We start from the raw sequence: 14,119 nt of genomic DNA on the forward strand, positions 1-14,119 counted from the left end.
TTTGGCTATGACAAAAACCAAACTTAAAGATGCTTTAGCTTTTTGGATTCCAAATAGTAAAGAAGAAAAAGCAATTAATAGAAGATCTCATCTTGAGAAGATCACTCAAGTCGATGAGATTTGGGAACTATTAAAAGTTCAGTTGGGCGATGTATTAGCAGTTGATTCACCGCATACTTTTCACCAAGACAGTTTTACATATGAAGAACTTGCTGAAAATATTTCTAAGGCAGCATTTGCCTTTACTCAGATCGGGGTAGGACCTGATGATGTGGTTGCTCTTTTTGCAGAAAATAGTCCAAGATGGCTTATTGCAGACCAAGGTCTTATGCGAATAGGAGCAGCAGACTCTGTAAGAGGTGCTACTGCTCCGCCAAGTGAGCTTAGATATATTCTTGAGGATTCAAATGCGATTGGATTGATCGTTCAAAACTTCGATGTATGGGAGAGACTTTCTCTTAATGATGATCAAATAAATAATTTGAAATTTGTTCTTCAACTTGAGGGTAAAGCTAGTGAAGGCGTTCTTGAATGGGAGAGTTTTTTGAAGAAAGGGTTGAATAAAGAAAATGTAAGTAACCGGGAGAAAATAATTGAGAGGAAACCAACAAGAATAGCTACCATTCTATACACTTCTGGAACGACAGGTAAACCAAAAGGCGTTCCACTAACACACTCTAATTTATTACATCAAATTAGGTCTCTTGCCTGCGTAGCAAACCCTTCTCCTGGGGCCCCAGTCTTAAGTGTTTTACCCATTTGGCATTCATATGAACGTAGTGCGGAATATTATTTTTTTTCTTGTGGTTGTACTCAAAGTTATACATCAATAAGGCATCTAAAGGAAGATTTGCCAAGGGTTAAGCCAATAGTAATGGCAACAGTTCCAAGGCTTTGGGAATCAATAAAGTTAGGTTTTGAGGACGCTGTTGAGAAAATGCCAAGGCTGAGAAAGATTTTGATAAAAGGTGCGATTTCTAATAGTAAGGCATATAAATTGGCAAGAAGAAAATTTTATTCTTTAACTATTAATAGTGTTTCTAATTTAGAACAAACCATCTCTCTTATAGAGATTCTAATACGGTATCCAATTCATAGAATTTCTTCTATTTACTTATGGCCAAAAATCCTTACCAAGATTTGTGGAGGAAGATTGAGATTCCCAATTAGTGGTGGAGGTGCAATTGCTCCGCATATTGATTCTTTCTTTGAAGCTTTAGGTGTTGAATTATTAGTTGGTTATGGTTTGACGGAGACTAGTCCAGTCCTCACTTGTAGAAGACCTTGGAGAAATATACGTGGAGGTGCAGGTCAACCATTACCAGAGACTGAGATAAAGATTGTAGATCCAGAAACTTTCCAAATAAAAAAGCTGCGTCAAAAAGGTTTGGTTCTTGCTCGTGGTCCTCAAATTATGGCTGGTTATTTAGGAAAACGATCAGAATCGAAGAAGGTTTTAGATGCTGGCGGCTGGTTTAATACTGGAGATTTAGGGATGTTGCTTGCTGATGGATCCTTAATCCTGACTGGAAGAGCAAAAGATATGATTGTGCTAAGTAGTGGAGAAAATATTGAGCCTGGTCCTTTGGAGGAATGCTTAATTGCAAGTCCATTGATTGAGCAAGCTTTGCTACTGGGTCAAGATCAAAAACATCTTGCTGCTTTGATTGTTCCAAGAATTGATTACGTCAAAGCATGGCAGGCAGAAAGAGGTGTGAAGGCACAAGTTGTTCTTGGACTATCCCCTGAAAATCATGAATTAAGACAATCTCTAAGATTGGAAATGAATAAAGTTCTTGCAAATCGTTTTGCATCTCGAAGAGAAGAGAGATTATTTGAAATTGCTTTAGTAGAGCCATTTACAATAGAAAATGGCTTGTTAACGCAAACTCTTAAGCAAAAACGTGAAAAAATTATTCAACGTGATTTAAAACTTATAAATGAAATATATGGTTTGTAATTTGTTTGTTTGGCCAATTAAATTGACCAATACTATCTTTTACTGAGAGCCTATGGATCTAATCATAATTTATTGATCAGGTGGACTCAATTTCTATAAAACGTTCAATAACGGTCAGAGCAGTTGTAACACCTTCATGGAAAGAGGAGGCTGAGCGCGAATTAAGTAATGCAATTTCAGCAATAGATCAGCAACTTGGTGAATTAGAAAAAGAAGGACAACAAATTGTTGATGGTATTAGACGTCAGAGCTCTAATCCCCTTGATCCAAGAGTTCAAGAGCAAGTGGCTCAAGTTCAGACTCAAGTTGCTTCTAAGAGATCAGAATTTGAAGAACAAAAAAGAAATCTTCTGTTACAGCAATCTCAAGTTCGTGAGTTAGAGATGGAACAAATCGTTGAGCAAGGACAAATTGACAGTTTTTGCGATTTAAAAGTTGGTGATAACTTAGTCAGAAAAATGGGTGTGAGTATTTTGGTACGAGATGGCGTAGTAGAGGCAATTGATCAAGTTTGAAATCTGGTCGAACTACATTTGATCCAATAAACAATTTTTGATATTAAGAAGAAATCCACATAAAAAAACCTATCGTTGTAAGGACACTCATGTAGAACTAACATTGGTATGTATTGATACTTGCAAAGCTTCTAGATAGAAAATTTTGAAGCCTTGCTACAAACTCTCCATAAAGGAAATAGGAACAAATTATGGCCACTCATGACATTTTTATGCCTGCTTTAAGTTCAACAATGACCGAGGGCAAAATAGTTGAGTGGCTAAAAAAACCTGGAGATAAAGTTGAGAGAGGTGAGTCAGTTTTAGTTGTTGAGTCAGATAAAGCTGATATGGATGTTGAGTCTTTCCAAGATGGCTTTCTTGCATCGATTGTGATGCCTGCTGGTAGCTCTGCACCTGTTGGAGAGACAATTGGATTGATTGTTGAGACAGCAGATGAGATCGCAGCGGCTCAAGCCAACGCACCTTCTCCTTCCCCTCAATCAGCTAGTCAAGAAAAAGAGAATTCATCGACTCAAGTTCAAGAAAAACATGCCTCTGTTGACTCTCCTAAAGCAAAAGTAATTACAGAGGAACCTCCTGCACCTCTTGTCTCAGAATCCACTGTAAATCAGGATCAGTTTTTAAATAATGGTCGCATAGTCGCTTCCCCAAGAGCTAAAAAACTTGCTTCTCAAATGGGAGTAGATTTGGCAACTGTTAGGGGCTCAGGACCTCATGGACGTATACAAGCTGAGGATATTCAAAGTGCAAAAGGGCAACCCATAAGCGTTCCTTGGATTGCTGAAAGTAATGCTCCAGCGAAAATTGTTTCTGACGTGCCTCGGATAGAAAAAAAATCTGTTGACTCTGGTAAGCCACCTGCTCCAGGAAAAAGTTTTGGATCCAGAGGGGAAACAATTGCATTCAACACTCTTCAACAAGCTGTAAATCGGAACATGGAGGAAAGTTTAAATACTCCTTGTTTCAGAGTCGGATACTCAATTCTTACTGATGAATTGGATGATCTTTATAAACAAGTTAAACCTAATGGAGTAACTATGACTGCTTTACTTGCTAAAGCAGTTGGCTTAACCCTCGCTAGGCACCCCCAGGTTAATGCAGCTTTTAGTTCTGAGGGGATTGCCTATCCTTCACAAATAAATGTAGCCGTTGCGGTTGCAATGGAGGATGGAGGCTTGATAACTCCAGTGCTGCAAAATGCTGATACGACCAGTCTTGCTGATTTATCCCTACAGTGGGCTGATCTTGTTAAGCGTGCGAGGAATAAGCAATTAGAACCTCAAGAATATAGCAGTGGTACGTTTACACTCTCGAATCTAGGTATGTTTGGTGTGGATCGTTTTGATGCGATTCTGCCCCCAGGCACTGGAGCAATTTTAGCGGTAGGAGCTTCCTTGTCTAAAGTTGTTGCTTCTAAAGATGGTTCGATTTCAATCAAGAAACAGATGCAAGTAAATCTTACCGCTGATCACAGAGTGATCTATGGAGCTGATGGAGCACTATTTCTGAAGGATTTGGCATACTTAATCGAAAAGAAACCTTATAGCCTCTCGTCTTGAGATTTAATTAGTCGAACCACAAGTGATTTTTTCTTACTTTAATCTGATTTGATGTGTTAGATCAAAAAGATAGTCTTTTAAGCTCATATAACTATGATTTACCAAATGATTTAATTGCACAATCACCTATCAAGAGTAGGCATGATGCTAAATTGATGATTGTTAAAGATGGCCTAGGTGATTCTTTAAACCTTGTGCATGCAAAGGTATGGGACATAAAGGATATCTTGAAGACTGGTGATCTTTTAGTTGTTAATAATACGCGAGTTGTTAAAGCAAGATTGAAAATTCGGTTATCAAGAGGAGGTTTAGGTGAATTATTGCTAATGGAACCGAGGGGTAATGGCCGATGGCTTTGTCTTGCTCGTCCTGCTAGACGTATGAGAGGAGGTGATCAATTATGCTTGGATACGTCACCAGATAATTCTTTAATCTTAAAAGTTATTGATAAGGATGAGAGAACAGGCGGAAGAATTATTCAATTTTCAAATGAGTTTACTAGTTGGATGGAGATGGAAAATTTACTTGATTTATGTGGAGAAGTCCCATTGCCTCCATATATAGATAAGGATAAATCTAGTGGTCATGAGGAAAGCTATCAGACTAGATTTGCTTCGAAACCAGGAGCTATCGCTGCTCCCACAGCGGGATTACATCTAAGTGATGAACTTATAGAAAATTTAAAAATCAGAGGTATTAGAATTGCACAAATTACTTTGCATGTCGGCTTAGGAACTTTTAGACCATTAGAGAAAGAAGATCTATCTCATTTGCATTTACATAGTGAGTGGATAGAGGTTACTGAAGAGGCCATCAAAGCTATAACTAATTGCAAGGAGGATGGGGGGAAAGTCTTTGCTGTTGGTACTACAAGTGTGAGAGCCCTTGAGGCTGCTTACCTCTCAGGAAGAGGAACTTTGAAGCCGTATGAGGGCAAAGTGGATTTAGTAATTAAACCAGGATTTAAATTTTCCGTCATTGATGGATTGCTCACTAATTTCCACTTACCTAAAAGTTCCCTATTACTTTTAGTTAGCGCTCTAATTGGTCGAAAACGTCTGTTGAAACTTTATAAACATGCTATTTCTAACAAATATCGATTTTTCTCTTATGGAGACGCGATGTTGATAACTCCGGAGTCAGTTATATAAACTCAAAAGTCAAGCTAATGATGGATCTTTAATAACGCCTGTAGGAACATTCTCAAACATTACGGATGAGATATATCTTTCGGCAAGGTCAGGTAGAACTACAACGATTGTCTTTCCTGAAAACTCTTCTTTTTCGGCCAGTCTTAAGGCCACAGCTGCAGCGGCACCACATGATATGCCAACTAGTAGACCTTCTTCTTGTGCTAAACGTAATGCCATTGCAATAGACTCATCATTAGAGACTTGCTCAACTTGATCGACTACGGATAAGTCAAGATTCTTAGGAATAAATCCAGCTCCAATGCCTTGAATTTTGTGAGGGCCGGGTTTTACTTCTTCTCCATTGAGAGTTTGTGTTATTACTGGGCTATGAGTGGGCTCTACGGCAACAGATAATAATGAATGATTTTTTTCTTGCTTTATGAAGCGAGAAACACCTGTTATTGTTCCACCAGTCCCGACGCCGGAGACTAAAACATCAATTTGACCATCGGTATCATCCCAAATTTCAGGACCTGTTGTTTTGAAATGTATTTCTGGATTAGCTGGATTATCAAATTGTCCTGGCATGAAGTATTTTTGAGGGTCGCTATCTGCTATTTCCTTAGCTTTCGCAATGGCGCCAGGCATTCCTTTTGCTGCTTCAGTAAGTATTAATTCAGCACCAAGAACGGCCATCATTCTCCGACGTTCAATTGACATGGACTCAGGCATTGTGAGAATTAACTTGTAACCTCGAGCAGCAGCTGTATAAGCAAGGGCTATACCAGTATTTCCAGATGTTGGTTCAATAATGACTTTATCTTTATTGAGTAAACCTTTCTTCTCAGCATCCCAGATCATATTCGCTCCAATTCTACATTTGACGCTGTAGGCAGGGTTACGGCCTTCTATTTTTGCAAGTACTGTTGCTTTTGCTTTTTTTGTAATCGAATTGAGCTTAACTAATGGTGTACGACCAATAGCAAAACTATTGTCTTCATAGATTCTGGACATTTTTTAAATGACTTAATTAACTAATACTCTAAATCTATATAAGAATTTCGGTAATTGGTTATTTAGATAATCTTTATTAGTTTTTTTTTTATATTACTGAATTAAATCTTGACCATAATTCATCTTCATTTTCTAGCCCTACTGACACTCTTAATAAGTGTTCTGAGACGCCACAGCTTTCAGCCCATTTCAATTCTTTAAAGTGAGCCAACTGAACATATGGACAAACCAATGTAAAATTTGTACCTAAACTTGGTCCTTTGTTTACTCTTAATGAATCATAAACTCTTTTTGATTCTTCAATCCCCCCTTTAAGTTCAAAAGATAATAGACATCCAAAACCTCCTCCTTTCTTTAATAATGAATTAAAATTTTTACAATGTTGAGGATGTAAAACCTTTGAAACTTCTTTTTTTGTTTCTAATTTTTCTTTCAGCTTTAAGCAAGAAGTATTTAACCTTTTTAAACGATCCTTTATGTCTCTACTAGTTAACTCCAACTCAATAGCATCTGAATCAGACAGTGTAGATAATGAAACTTTAGGAATTATCTCAGTTAATTCTTTTTTCCATTTAGAGTATGGGCTAATAACAGAGCTGCCAGCAAGAATATCTCCTCTTCCAGCAAAACTTTTTGTAAGAGAACTAAAAATTACATCTGCGTAAGGAGTTAGGTGAACATTTATAGATGATCCGATTGTATCGTCAACAATGACAGGGATATTTTTATCTTTAGCTAATTTTGAAATAGAGATGAGGTCAACACATTGCAATAAAGGGTTGCTTGGTATTTCTATGATTAACGCGGCTGGATTCTTTTTCTCGATCTCCTCTTTTATATGACTTAATTTGGTTTGTACAATGAGATCACTCCCGTGGAAAATAATCTGAGGTAGCTTGAGTACGTCAACATATGGGAAGCCTATTTGAAGTGTCGAAGAAGCTCCTTTGATACAATATATCGCTGAAAGAATAGTCGTTAAGGCAGCCATGCCTGAACGATGTAGTCGTATGAGGCTATTATCGCAATCATATATATTCGCTAAGCGTTTAATAAGTTTGCCTCGAGCGTAATGCCCATCTGAAGCGGAGGGCATTCTCTCTCTCCCAAGGGCAATTGCAGCTTCACGTGATGACAATCCAAGACCAGTGTGTTGCCAGAAGGCTTTTGCTGAAGGAGTACTTCTTTGGTCAACAATTAGGAATGAAATACCAAGAAACTCTTTTATTTTTGAAGAACAATCAGAAAATTTTCGATGACAATATTTTTGAGCACTCAAGGCAGAAGCTCTATTGGGATAGGGCCAACTACTTTGCTGTGATTCACCATGAAATCCAAGTGATTTACGAGCCACCTCCGCAACAAAAGGGTTAAAACCAAATCTAGGATAAATTGCTTTTAATGAATCTATACAGGCTGGAACCTTCTCTTCGTAGGCGATTACATCTTCCCATCTGGGTAAAGCAACAGATACGGCATGTGGCCTATTCGGTAGAGGCTCTCCTAAATCTTTAGCACTCCAGCAAGGATCAGTAAGCAAATTTCTTTCAGTCAAGAGATGTTTCCCAAGGCTTGATTTAAATCAGCACTCAAGTCCTTAATATCTTCACATCCGATGGAAAATCGAATAAGTGAATCAGTAATTCCAATCTTTAATTTGGTTTCTTTGGGAACTGATGCGTGTGTCATTGTTGCTGGGTGGCAAACAAGGCTTTCAATTCCGCCGAGACTTTCTGCCATCTTAAAGTAATGAAGACTTTTGCAAAATGAATAAGTTTGGGCTTGAGTAGCGTTAATAGTGGCAGTAACAATTGCTCCTCCCAGAGTCATTTGCCTTTGTGCTAATTTACACTGTGGATGATCACTCCTGAAGGGATATTGAACTGATTTTATTGCTGGATTGCTGGCTAATTGATTAGCTATTTTAGATGCATTATTTATTTGTTTTTCTAAGCGAAGTGGAAGAGTTTTTATCCCCCTGGTAATAAGCCAGCAATCAAAAGGTGAAGGATTTAAACCAAGAGCTTTTTGGGCGAAATTTAGTTTGTCTCTCCATACGGTACTCTCGGTGCATACCGCACCTCCAAGTGCGTCTGAGTGACCATTGATATACTTGGTCGTGCTAGTTAAAGATAAGGTCGCGCCAAGTTTAAGAGGTCTTTGTAAAAGAGGTGTTGCAAAAGTATTGTCTACAACAACAGGAATTTTCATTTTATTTGAGAAATTACAAATCGCCTCAATATCAAGAATTTTAAGCAGGGGGTTGGTCGGACTTTCGATCCAAATCATCGCAGGTTTGTGATTTGAAATGACTTTTTGAAAATTGGGCTTGGTAAAGTCTATCCATTGAGTTTTTAATCCAAAACGATTGAAAACTTGTTCAAATAATCTCACCGTACATCCATAAAGGTTCTCCTCACAAAGGATTAAGTCTCCAGCTTTAAGAGAGGAAACTATCGCTGTAATTGCTGCTACTCCAGAACTAAATACACTTGCGAACTTACATTCTTCCAGGTCAGATAAGACTGATTCAAGAATTCGAAAATTTGGATTTCCTGAACGAGTGTAGTCAAAGCCACCCTCATTGCCATGAACGAAAGTTGATGTTGGGAAGATTGGAGGCATTATTGATCCAGTCTCTTCAGAAAAATTTTCTTTTGGATGAATGACTCTTGTGTTTACGCCAGTGCTGAACTCCTGTTCTCTTTTTACTGATCCCATATCCTTTGAGTTGTTTGTCTATAGGCTATAGACAAACATGAAAAAACACCTGAAAAAAGGGGCTCAATAAAGAAATTTAATGAGAAAGAATCTATGTGTAGCTCTATACCTTTCTTGAATAAGTCAAGATTTTAGTTGTAGCAACCAATTATAAAGAAAATTAGGTTGGATCTAAGTTTGACTATTTATTCCACAGATCGCACAATAAACACGAAATCGCTCTGATTGGCTATCCGTACAAACTCGTTCTCACGATTATCTTATTCGGGCGCGAGCATTAAAGAAGGAACAAGAAATTGGATTAATTCGCGATGAATTTATTTGAAAATATCTTTCATAATCAAGTCTTGATGACTTTTCTGATTGCATCAATATGGATCGTTCCAGGTTTTGTATTTACCAGAATGACAAATAAAAAATTCAAGCGAAGAGAACTCGCAAGACAAGTTAAGAGAGTCTCAAAACTTTATCCTTCTTCTTAGTTTAGAAAGGTCAAAAATTAATAGTACAGCGTCTTAAAAAAAAGCGTGTTTAATCATTGTATAAAGGGCTCAGGATATTTAGCAAAAGCCCCTTACGAGATTTGTATAACCCAAGTATTAATCTTTCTGACTTATTAAACAAACTAATAGGTAAAAATTACCCGAACTGGTAAGCCCTACATAGACCGCCTACGAGAAAAGAGAACTAACTTCTACATTAATCTCACCCTCACATAAATAATTAGAAATCGATTGGCTATGCATGCAATAACTAAATTTACTGCTGCTAAGCTGTTGGTTCTTTTTAATTTCCCAGCGATCCTTTTGTTGGCTGGGGCTTTCGAAATTGGTTCTTCAGTACATGCATGATCATGGCTTCATTTAATGAAAGATTTAGTGAATCAAAAGTTAAAAAGTATATTCCTCTTTTTGTTGTTGGAAAGTTAGCCATATTGACAGGTTTTCTTCTCTACATGAAGCAGGGGTAAGAAATGACAGTACAAGAAAGAATTAAAGCTGCTGAACTACGAATTAAAGATCTACAAACTCAGATTCAATCTTTGAAGAACGAGAAATGAAATTTACAAAGAAGCTTTTCCAATCACTAAAAAACCTACAACTAGTTTGGAGAGAGTAATATTTAATTAGTCAAAAAACATCTGCATGTTTTTTGATTGAGGCTTATACGACAAATTTTTACGCTTAACACGACAAAGGCTAAGCATTAAAAAACTCAGTAAGTGATAAATCATTTCTTTTTAACAAAGCAAAAGTTGTACCCTTGTAACCTTTGCATATACGTAAGTCGGGAGATAATACAGTTGTATCTAGCCAACCTTTTTGAGTCTTTTTTATTTCTGATAGGAAACTAATCTTTTTATCTAGTAACTTTGGACCTATTATTCCTGCTTTTTTTAAGCTAATGTTTATACGTTTCTGATCAATAATTTCTAAGCTAGCAAGAATGTTAGTAGAAAATAGCTTTCCTGCAAAACCTTTTGGTCTTAATAAATTTAGTCCTCTACTTCTCTTTGGCTCAAGTATCTGTAAGTTATCTAATAGCGGTGAATAACTTAAAAGAGGTGAGTTAGAAGTACTCCATCTAAGTTCCCATACACCTGTGAGCAGATCAATTTGCTTTGTTATGTCTACAGAGGATTCGTTTTCAGCTAGTTTAATGAGCTCTACGATCTGATTTGATTTAGGGGTATGTATAAGAACTTCTATCAATTTTGATATCGCACTCATGATTCTTATTTGTTTAAAATCTACAGCTCTTCAATATTTATCTGGTTGGCATAAAGAACGTGTGGCTGGTCTTTACTACCCTCACTTGCTTGAATCCATTCTTTGTACTCTTCTTTAAGAGCTTTTTGATCAAGCCCATCAAGTTCCATTAGTCTCTTTGAAGCATCATTCATTGTTATTTCAAGAGTCCTTTTTAAGCTGATAGTTGGAATTTTCATACAAAGTTACCAAATAGAGAGTCAGCTAAAAAATTACAAACAACAAAAGCGAGAGTCATCGCTAGTGGTTTTTGAAATAAATCATTAGAAGAGTTCATTGGATTTTATTAGTAGTGACCAATTGAGCTAACGAAGCATGCTAAAGCTCCGCAATAGATAAAAAACAAACTCATTTCTAATGGTCTACGACTAAAGAATGAGAGGTAGAAAGTAGTTGACTTCATGTGGATCGCTAGAACAATTTAAAATGATTGTTTGATTTTTTCTTTGCTGCTTTTTGTATACGGCAAAGTTCAGTCATCTCTGGTTTAGGGATGCTGAAAGGGGTAAACAATTTCATAAAAATCTCCCTTAACTCTTATGTTTTAGGGCATTCGGAGGTTCTTTAGATGTGTAGAACCCCCTAATAGAAAGTAGTACTTGCACTACAACCTTCGATCATCAAATCTGCCTTAGATGGAATTAAGTTAGCCATAATATTTACTCCATATCACGTTATTCTATTCGGGATTTTGATAATAATTAGTTCAGCCTCAATTGTTCAAATGTCTACTGCAGAACCTAGTTAGTCATAATAAGTTTAACTAATATTATACAGATTTATTTTCATTTGCCCTTACTTATCTAGACACGAGTAGGTCAAGAAAACTAAATGCATTTAATCATTTTGTAGTTCCAATTCCGGAAGATGCGAAACAGCTTTCATATGCAGAAAGGGAATCAATGGGTAAAAGAATTCTATAATCGTCTTATGTTTATAGTTAACCGAACGATTCAATCTCACGAAACTCATTTGATTCTCTGATCATATATATATTCGATATAAATCAATGAAAAAATTAATTCCGTTATTATTCCTTTCATCTGCAACTCTTTACTCCACTATTGGTACATTGCCTATTAATGCTATGGGCTGCAGTTCATCTACCAACAAAGTCGAGGTGGTTTGTGCTGAAGGTGATATTGATTGTGAAAAGAAACTAATAGAAGATCGAATCAATTAAAATGTCAATTCACACTCCTGATTTTTACGAATCAATTGTCGAAGCCTGTGAACGTGGTGAGCTCTGGGAGGTTGAATTACCTTCTAATACTCCTACTCAGCTAGAAATTGATTTTAATCTTAATAATGCTTAGCCAATTAATTGTTATTTGTTCAGCTGGTTTGCTTGCCCTGGGTGGTATATGGGTATTGATTTCTGGTTTTGATGATGACGATAATGATGGAGATGGCATGACTTTCCCAGAGTTGCAAGGATTGGGGACTTAGTCACGAAAATAATCTTTTTAAAGGTCTATTTAATGATGCTTTTTCTCATAAAGTGAAAGCAAAGAAAAGTCTCTTATGGCTGATTTTAAATTAAACTCTGATTCAGATGATGTAGGAACCAAATTCAAGATCATTGTAATTTCAGTTACATTGGGTTTAAATGCAATTGTTTTTATTTGGTATTTTTTCTTTTCAGGTCTTACCTAAGCCTTGCCTTTAATAGATTATTTGTTTATAGATATAGAAGGGTGATTTAAAAAATTGGTCAAAGAAATTACTATTTACGAAGCTTTTGATGGCTCAAGATTTGACTCTCTTGACGAAGCCAATGACTACGAAGAATGTTTAAAGAATCAAGCTATAAGAGCGTTATGCAATCATGACTATGACGGATGGGAAGACTATATGTTTACTCGATCTAAGTAAACTAACTAAAAAAGATATTCAATTACATCATCGCTGAAAGTAGTAGGAGTTACTCCAAATATTTGAGAGATCTTTTCCCGACTCAATTAAGATTTTTTTATAGCTTTTAATTCTTGAAATCTACAAATTCGCTGATAAATGCTTTAAAACTAGAAATCCATCTACCTATTCTTGATGAAGAAGTAAGAGATTTAGCTAGTAGATCGATTTGTTCCTTTCTAACTTTGTATTTAAGTTCAAGTTCGCTTTTTGCAATAGCAAGGTTTGCTTGTTGAATAGAGAAATCATTCTTTCCTTCCCAGTCGTCGATATTTGACTTTAATTCTTCAATATCCATAGTTCTGCACTTGCTGATAAACGTCTGTAAATCATCAGGTTCGGAACGCATGAAAAATGTTTTATTTACAAGCAAAATCTAACTTGTAAATAAAATATCAAGGATGGGTAAACCCACTTGTAATTGGGCTATTTATACTTATCAGGATTATCAATATATCTAATCATTGGATGAAAATCTTTCTAATTAGTTGCGGTATTTAGGGTTTGAGGCTTAAAGCGCTTAAGGATTAGAAGAAGCCGTACCGGACCGAATCTTTACTCTAGAAGACTGGTGCTTTACATTTCTTTACATAATTATTTTTGATAATGACTTCTTCTTCTTCTTCTTCTCAGGTAATCACTGAGTACGGCAAGCAAAACATCTTTGGCCGTGAAACACAGCCCCAGCTTGTCGAAGACTACACAAGTTATCCAGAAGAAGCAGAAAAGACAAATGGTCGTTGGGCGATGATTGGCTTTTTTAGTCTTCTCGTTTCTTACTTTACAACTGGTCAAATCATTCCTGGAATCTTTTGACTTCTGAATCACCTTCAGCATCTGGCAACTACATCAACGAAGTTGAGAAGTTCAAACCAGAAGACGCCGAGAAAACAAATGGTCGCTTGGCAATGCTCGGCATGATCGCTCTACTCGGTGCCTACTCAATAACCCACCAAATCATTCCTGGAATCTTCTAAAACAATTAATCATGCAACCATCTAACAAAACAATTCTAGAAAGAAGCATCGGCAGACCAGCCATGATGGCCTTCGTTCTACTAACAGGTATTTACCTAACAACCGGTCAACTTATCCCAGGTGTCGTTTAATGACTACTCAAAATAACAACAACAGAAACATTGATCCTGAAAAGGTAACTGCAGAGAGACTTAACGGCTATGCAGCATTGTTTGGATGCATTGCTCTAGTCGGTGCCTATGCAACAACAGGTCAAATCATCCCAGGTTTCGTGTAATGAAAAATCAAACCACTGAAACGCCAAGAGTAGAAGAAAGCAAAGTGTTTGCTGAACGACTCAATGGTTTAGCTGCCTCTGTTGGATGCTTAGCTCTCATTGGTGCATACTTAACAACAGGTCAAATCATTCCAGGTTTTGTGTAATGAATAAAGAAACGAACTACTGGAAAACAGCAGAGCAAATGAACGGTCGTCTAGCGATGATGGGCTTCTTTGCTGCAGTCATTAACTATGGATTCACAGGTTGGATTGTTCCTGGAATTGTTTAGGAGTCA

Annotated in this window: 20 protein-coding genes; 14 read left to right on the top strand and 6 right to left on the bottom strand. The window is 36.9% G+C overall.

Features of this window, described 5'->3' with window-relative positions:
• Positions 1-7 precede the first annotated feature (7 nt).
• The 4 genes from O5639_RS09775 to queA all read left to right on the top strand — a co-directional run bounded on the left by O5639_RS09775 (position 8) and on the right by queA (position 5,188).
• On the top strand, positions 8-1,960 hold the full coding sequence (locus tag O5639_RS09775) for an AMP-binding protein (RefSeq protein ID WP_269624321.1): 1,953 nt from the start codon (positions 8-10) through the stop codon (positions 1,958-1,960).
• Positions 1,961-2,040: 80 nt separating this feature from the next.
• The gene (locus O5639_RS09780) at positions 2,041-2,475 is read left to right on the top strand and encodes a YlqD family protein (protein WP_420063658.1); all 435 of its coding nucleotides are present in this window, start codon (positions 2,041-2,043) and stop codon (positions 2,473-2,475) included.
• Positions 2,476-2,666: 191 nt separating this feature from the next.
• Positions 2,667-4,037, top strand: a complete 1,371-nt coding sequence (locus O5639_RS09785; protein WP_269624322.1) for a dihydrolipoamide acetyltransferase family protein — start codon at positions 2,667-2,669, stop codon at positions 4,035-4,037.
• 53 nt (positions 4,038-4,090) lie between these two features.
• Positions 4,091-5,188 carry a tRNA preQ1(34) S-adenosylmethionine ribosyltransferase-isomerase QueA gene (queA, locus tag O5639_RS09790; RefSeq protein ID WP_269624323.1) on the top strand — a complete coding sequence of 366 codons (1,098 nt, stop codon included), beginning with the start codon at positions 4,091-4,093 and terminating at the stop codon, positions 5,186-5,188.
• A gap of 9 nt (positions 5,189-5,197) precedes the next feature.
• Here queA and cysK read toward each other — a convergent pair whose 3' ends face one another.
• From cysK to O5639_RS09815, 5 genes are all read right to left on the bottom strand, one after another.
• Positions 5,198-6,184 (bottom strand): cysteine synthase A, encoded by a 987-nt coding sequence (gene cysK, locus O5639_RS09795; protein ID WP_269624324.1) that lies wholly within the window; start codon positions 6,182-6,184, stop codon positions 5,198-5,200.
• Between the two features lie 88 nt (positions 6,185-6,272).
• Entirely contained in the window at positions 6,273-7,739 is a 1,467-nt protein-coding gene (locus O5639_RS09800) for a PLP-dependent transferase (RefSeq protein ID WP_269624325.1), read from the bottom strand.
• A complete protein-coding gene (locus tag O5639_RS09805) occupies positions 7,736-8,905 on the bottom strand; it encodes a trans-sulfuration enzyme family protein (RefSeq protein ID WP_269624326.1) in 1,170 nt (389 codons plus the stop codon). The genes O5639_RS09800 and O5639_RS09805 overlap by 4 nt, the downstream gene beginning before the upstream one ends.
• Positions 8,906-10,104: 1,199 nt before the next feature.
• A complete protein-coding gene (locus O5639_RS09810) occupies positions 10,105-10,635 on the bottom strand; it encodes a PAP/fibrillin family protein (RefSeq protein WP_269624327.1) in 531 nt (176 codons plus the stop codon).
• 20 nt (positions 10,636-10,655) lie between these two features.
• Positions 10,656-10,853 (bottom strand): hypothetical protein, encoded by a 198-nt coding sequence (locus O5639_RS09815; RefSeq protein WP_269624328.1) that lies wholly within the window; start codon positions 10,851-10,853, stop codon positions 10,656-10,658.
• An 830-nt stretch (positions 10,854-11,683) separates the two neighbouring features.
• On the opposite strand from O5639_RS09815, the gene O5639_RS09820 reads away from it, so the two are divergent.
• The 4 genes from O5639_RS09820 to O5639_RS09835 all read left to right on the top strand — a co-directional run bounded on the left by O5639_RS09820 (position 11,684) and on the right by O5639_RS09835 (position 12,549).
• A complete protein-coding gene (locus tag O5639_RS09820) occupies positions 11,684-11,857 on the top strand; it encodes a hypothetical protein (protein WP_269624329.1) in 174 nt (57 codons plus the stop codon).
• Position 11,858: 1 nt separating this feature from the next.
• Positions 11,859-11,990 carry a hypothetical protein gene (locus O5639_RS09825; protein ID WP_269624330.1) on the top strand — a complete coding sequence of 44 codons (132 nt, stop codon included), beginning with the start codon at positions 11,859-11,861 and terminating at the stop codon, positions 11,988-11,990.
• Positions 11,983-12,123 (top strand): hypothetical protein, encoded by a 141-nt coding sequence (locus tag O5639_RS09830; protein ID WP_269604610.1) that lies wholly within the window; start codon positions 11,983-11,985, stop codon positions 12,121-12,123. The genes O5639_RS09825 and O5639_RS09830 overlap by 8 nt, the downstream gene beginning before the upstream one ends.
• A 261-nt stretch (positions 12,124-12,384) precedes the next feature.
• Entirely contained in the window at positions 12,385-12,549 is a 165-nt protein-coding gene (locus tag O5639_RS09835) for a hypothetical protein (RefSeq protein WP_269624331.1), read from the top strand.
• A 106-nt stretch (positions 12,550-12,655) separates the two neighbouring features.
• Here the strand turns inward: O5639_RS09835 and O5639_RS09840 are convergent, their stop codons facing one another.
• Positions 12,656-12,937 (bottom strand): hypothetical protein, encoded by a 282-nt coding sequence (locus O5639_RS09840; RefSeq protein ID WP_269624332.1) that lies wholly within the window; start codon positions 12,935-12,937, stop codon positions 12,656-12,658.
• Positions 12,938-13,194: 257 nt separating this feature from the next.
• Here O5639_RS09840 and O5639_RS09845 point away from each other — a divergent pair, with 257 nt between their 5' ends.
• From O5639_RS09845 to O5639_RS09870, 6 genes are read left to right on the top strand one after another with little or no spacing between them, the layout of a single operon-like run.
• On the top strand, positions 13,195-13,404 hold the full coding sequence (locus tag O5639_RS09845) for a high light inducible protein (RefSeq protein ID WP_158466743.1): 210 nt from the start codon (positions 13,195-13,197) through the stop codon (positions 13,402-13,404).
• Positions 13,401-13,565, top strand: coding sequence for a hypothetical protein (locus O5639_RS09850; RefSeq protein ID WP_269624333.1), 165 nt, complete (start codon positions 13,401-13,403; stop codon positions 13,563-13,565). The genes O5639_RS09845 and O5639_RS09850 overlap by 4 nt, the downstream gene beginning before the upstream one ends.
• A gap of 11 nt (positions 13,566-13,576) precedes the next feature.
• On the top strand, positions 13,577-13,696 hold the full coding sequence (locus O5639_RS09855) for a high light inducible protein (RefSeq protein ID WP_011294968.1): 120 nt from the start codon (positions 13,577-13,579) through the stop codon (positions 13,694-13,696).
• Entirely contained in the window at positions 13,696-13,842 is a 147-nt protein-coding gene (locus O5639_RS09860) for a high light inducible protein (protein WP_269604620.1), read from the top strand. Before O5639_RS09855 ends, O5639_RS09860 begins: the two co-directional genes overlap by 1 nt.
• The gene (locus O5639_RS09865; protein WP_269624334.1) at positions 13,842-13,988 is read left to right on the top strand and encodes a high light inducible protein; all 147 of its coding nucleotides are present in this window, start codon (positions 13,842-13,844) and stop codon (positions 13,986-13,988) included. The genes O5639_RS09860 and O5639_RS09865 overlap by 1 nt, the downstream gene beginning before the upstream one ends.
• A complete protein-coding gene (locus O5639_RS09870) occupies positions 13,988-14,113 on the top strand; it encodes a chlorophyll a/b-binding protein (protein ID WP_269604622.1) in 126 nt (41 codons plus the stop codon). Before O5639_RS09865 ends, O5639_RS09870 begins: the two co-directional genes overlap by 1 nt.
• Positions 14,114-14,119 lie beyond the last annotated feature (6 nt).

Origin of the sequence: Prochlorococcus marinus str. MIT 1214, assembly GCF_027359355.1 — a bacterium.
Lineage (GTDB): Bacteria > Cyanobacteriota > Cyanobacteriia > PCC-6307 > Cyanobiaceae > Prochlorococcus_B > Prochlorococcus_B marinus_F.

Excerpts from the sequence above, each read along its gene's own strand:
- O5639_RS09825 (WP_269624330.1), top strand. The coding sequence starts at position 11,859 with ATGTCAATTCACACTCCTGATTTTTACGAATCAATTGTCGAAGCCTGT.
- O5639_RS09815 (WP_269624328.1), bottom strand. The coding sequence starts at position 10,853 with ATGAAAATTCCAACTATCAGCTTAAAAAGGACTCTTGAAATAACAATG.
- O5639_RS09840 (WP_269624332.1), bottom strand. The coding sequence starts at position 12,937 with ATGCGTTCCGAACCTGATGATTTACAGACGTTTATCAGCAAGTGCAGA.
- O5639_RS09805 (WP_269624326.1), bottom strand. The coding sequence starts at position 8,905 with ATGGGATCAGTAAAAAGAGAACAGGAGTTCAGCACTGGCGTAAACACA.
- O5639_RS09865 (WP_269624334.1), top strand. The coding sequence starts at position 13,842 with ATGAAAAATCAAACCACTGAAACGCCAAGAGTAGAAGAAAGCAAAGTG.
- O5639_RS09860 (WP_269604620.1), top strand. The coding sequence starts at position 13,696 with ATGACTACTCAAAATAACAACAACAGAAACATTGATCCTGAAAAGGTA.
- O5639_RS09870 (WP_269604622.1), top strand. The coding sequence starts at position 13,988 with ATGAATAAAGAAACGAACTACTGGAAAACAGCAGAGCAAATGAACGGT.
- O5639_RS09845 (WP_158466743.1), top strand. The coding sequence starts at position 13,195 with ATGACTTCTTCTTCTTCTTCTTCTCAGGTAATCACTGAGTACGGCAAG.
- O5639_RS09810 (WP_269624327.1), bottom strand. The coding sequence starts at position 10,635 with ATGAGTGCGATATCAAAATTGATAGAAGTTCTTATACATACCCCTAAA.
- O5639_RS09775 (WP_269624321.1), top strand. The coding sequence starts at position 8 with ATGACAAAAACCAAACTTAAAGATGCTTTAGCTTTTTGGATTCCAAAT.
- cysK (WP_269624324.1), bottom strand. The coding sequence starts at position 6,184 with ATGTCCAGAATCTATGAAGACAATAGTTTTGCTATTGGTCGTACACCA.
- O5639_RS09785 (WP_269624322.1), top strand. The coding sequence starts at position 2,667 with ATGGCCACTCATGACATTTTTATGCCTGCTTTAAGTTCAACAATGACC.
- O5639_RS09855 (WP_011294968.1), top strand. The coding sequence starts at position 13,577 with ATGCAACCATCTAACAAAACAATTCTAGAAAGAAGCATCGGCAGACCA.
- O5639_RS09830 (WP_269604610.1), top strand. The coding sequence starts at position 11,983 with ATGCTTAGCCAATTAATTGTTATTTGTTCAGCTGGTTTGCTTGCCCTG.
- O5639_RS09820 (WP_269624329.1), top strand. The coding sequence starts at position 11,684 with ATGAAAAAATTAATTCCGTTATTATTCCTTTCATCTGCAACTCTTTAC.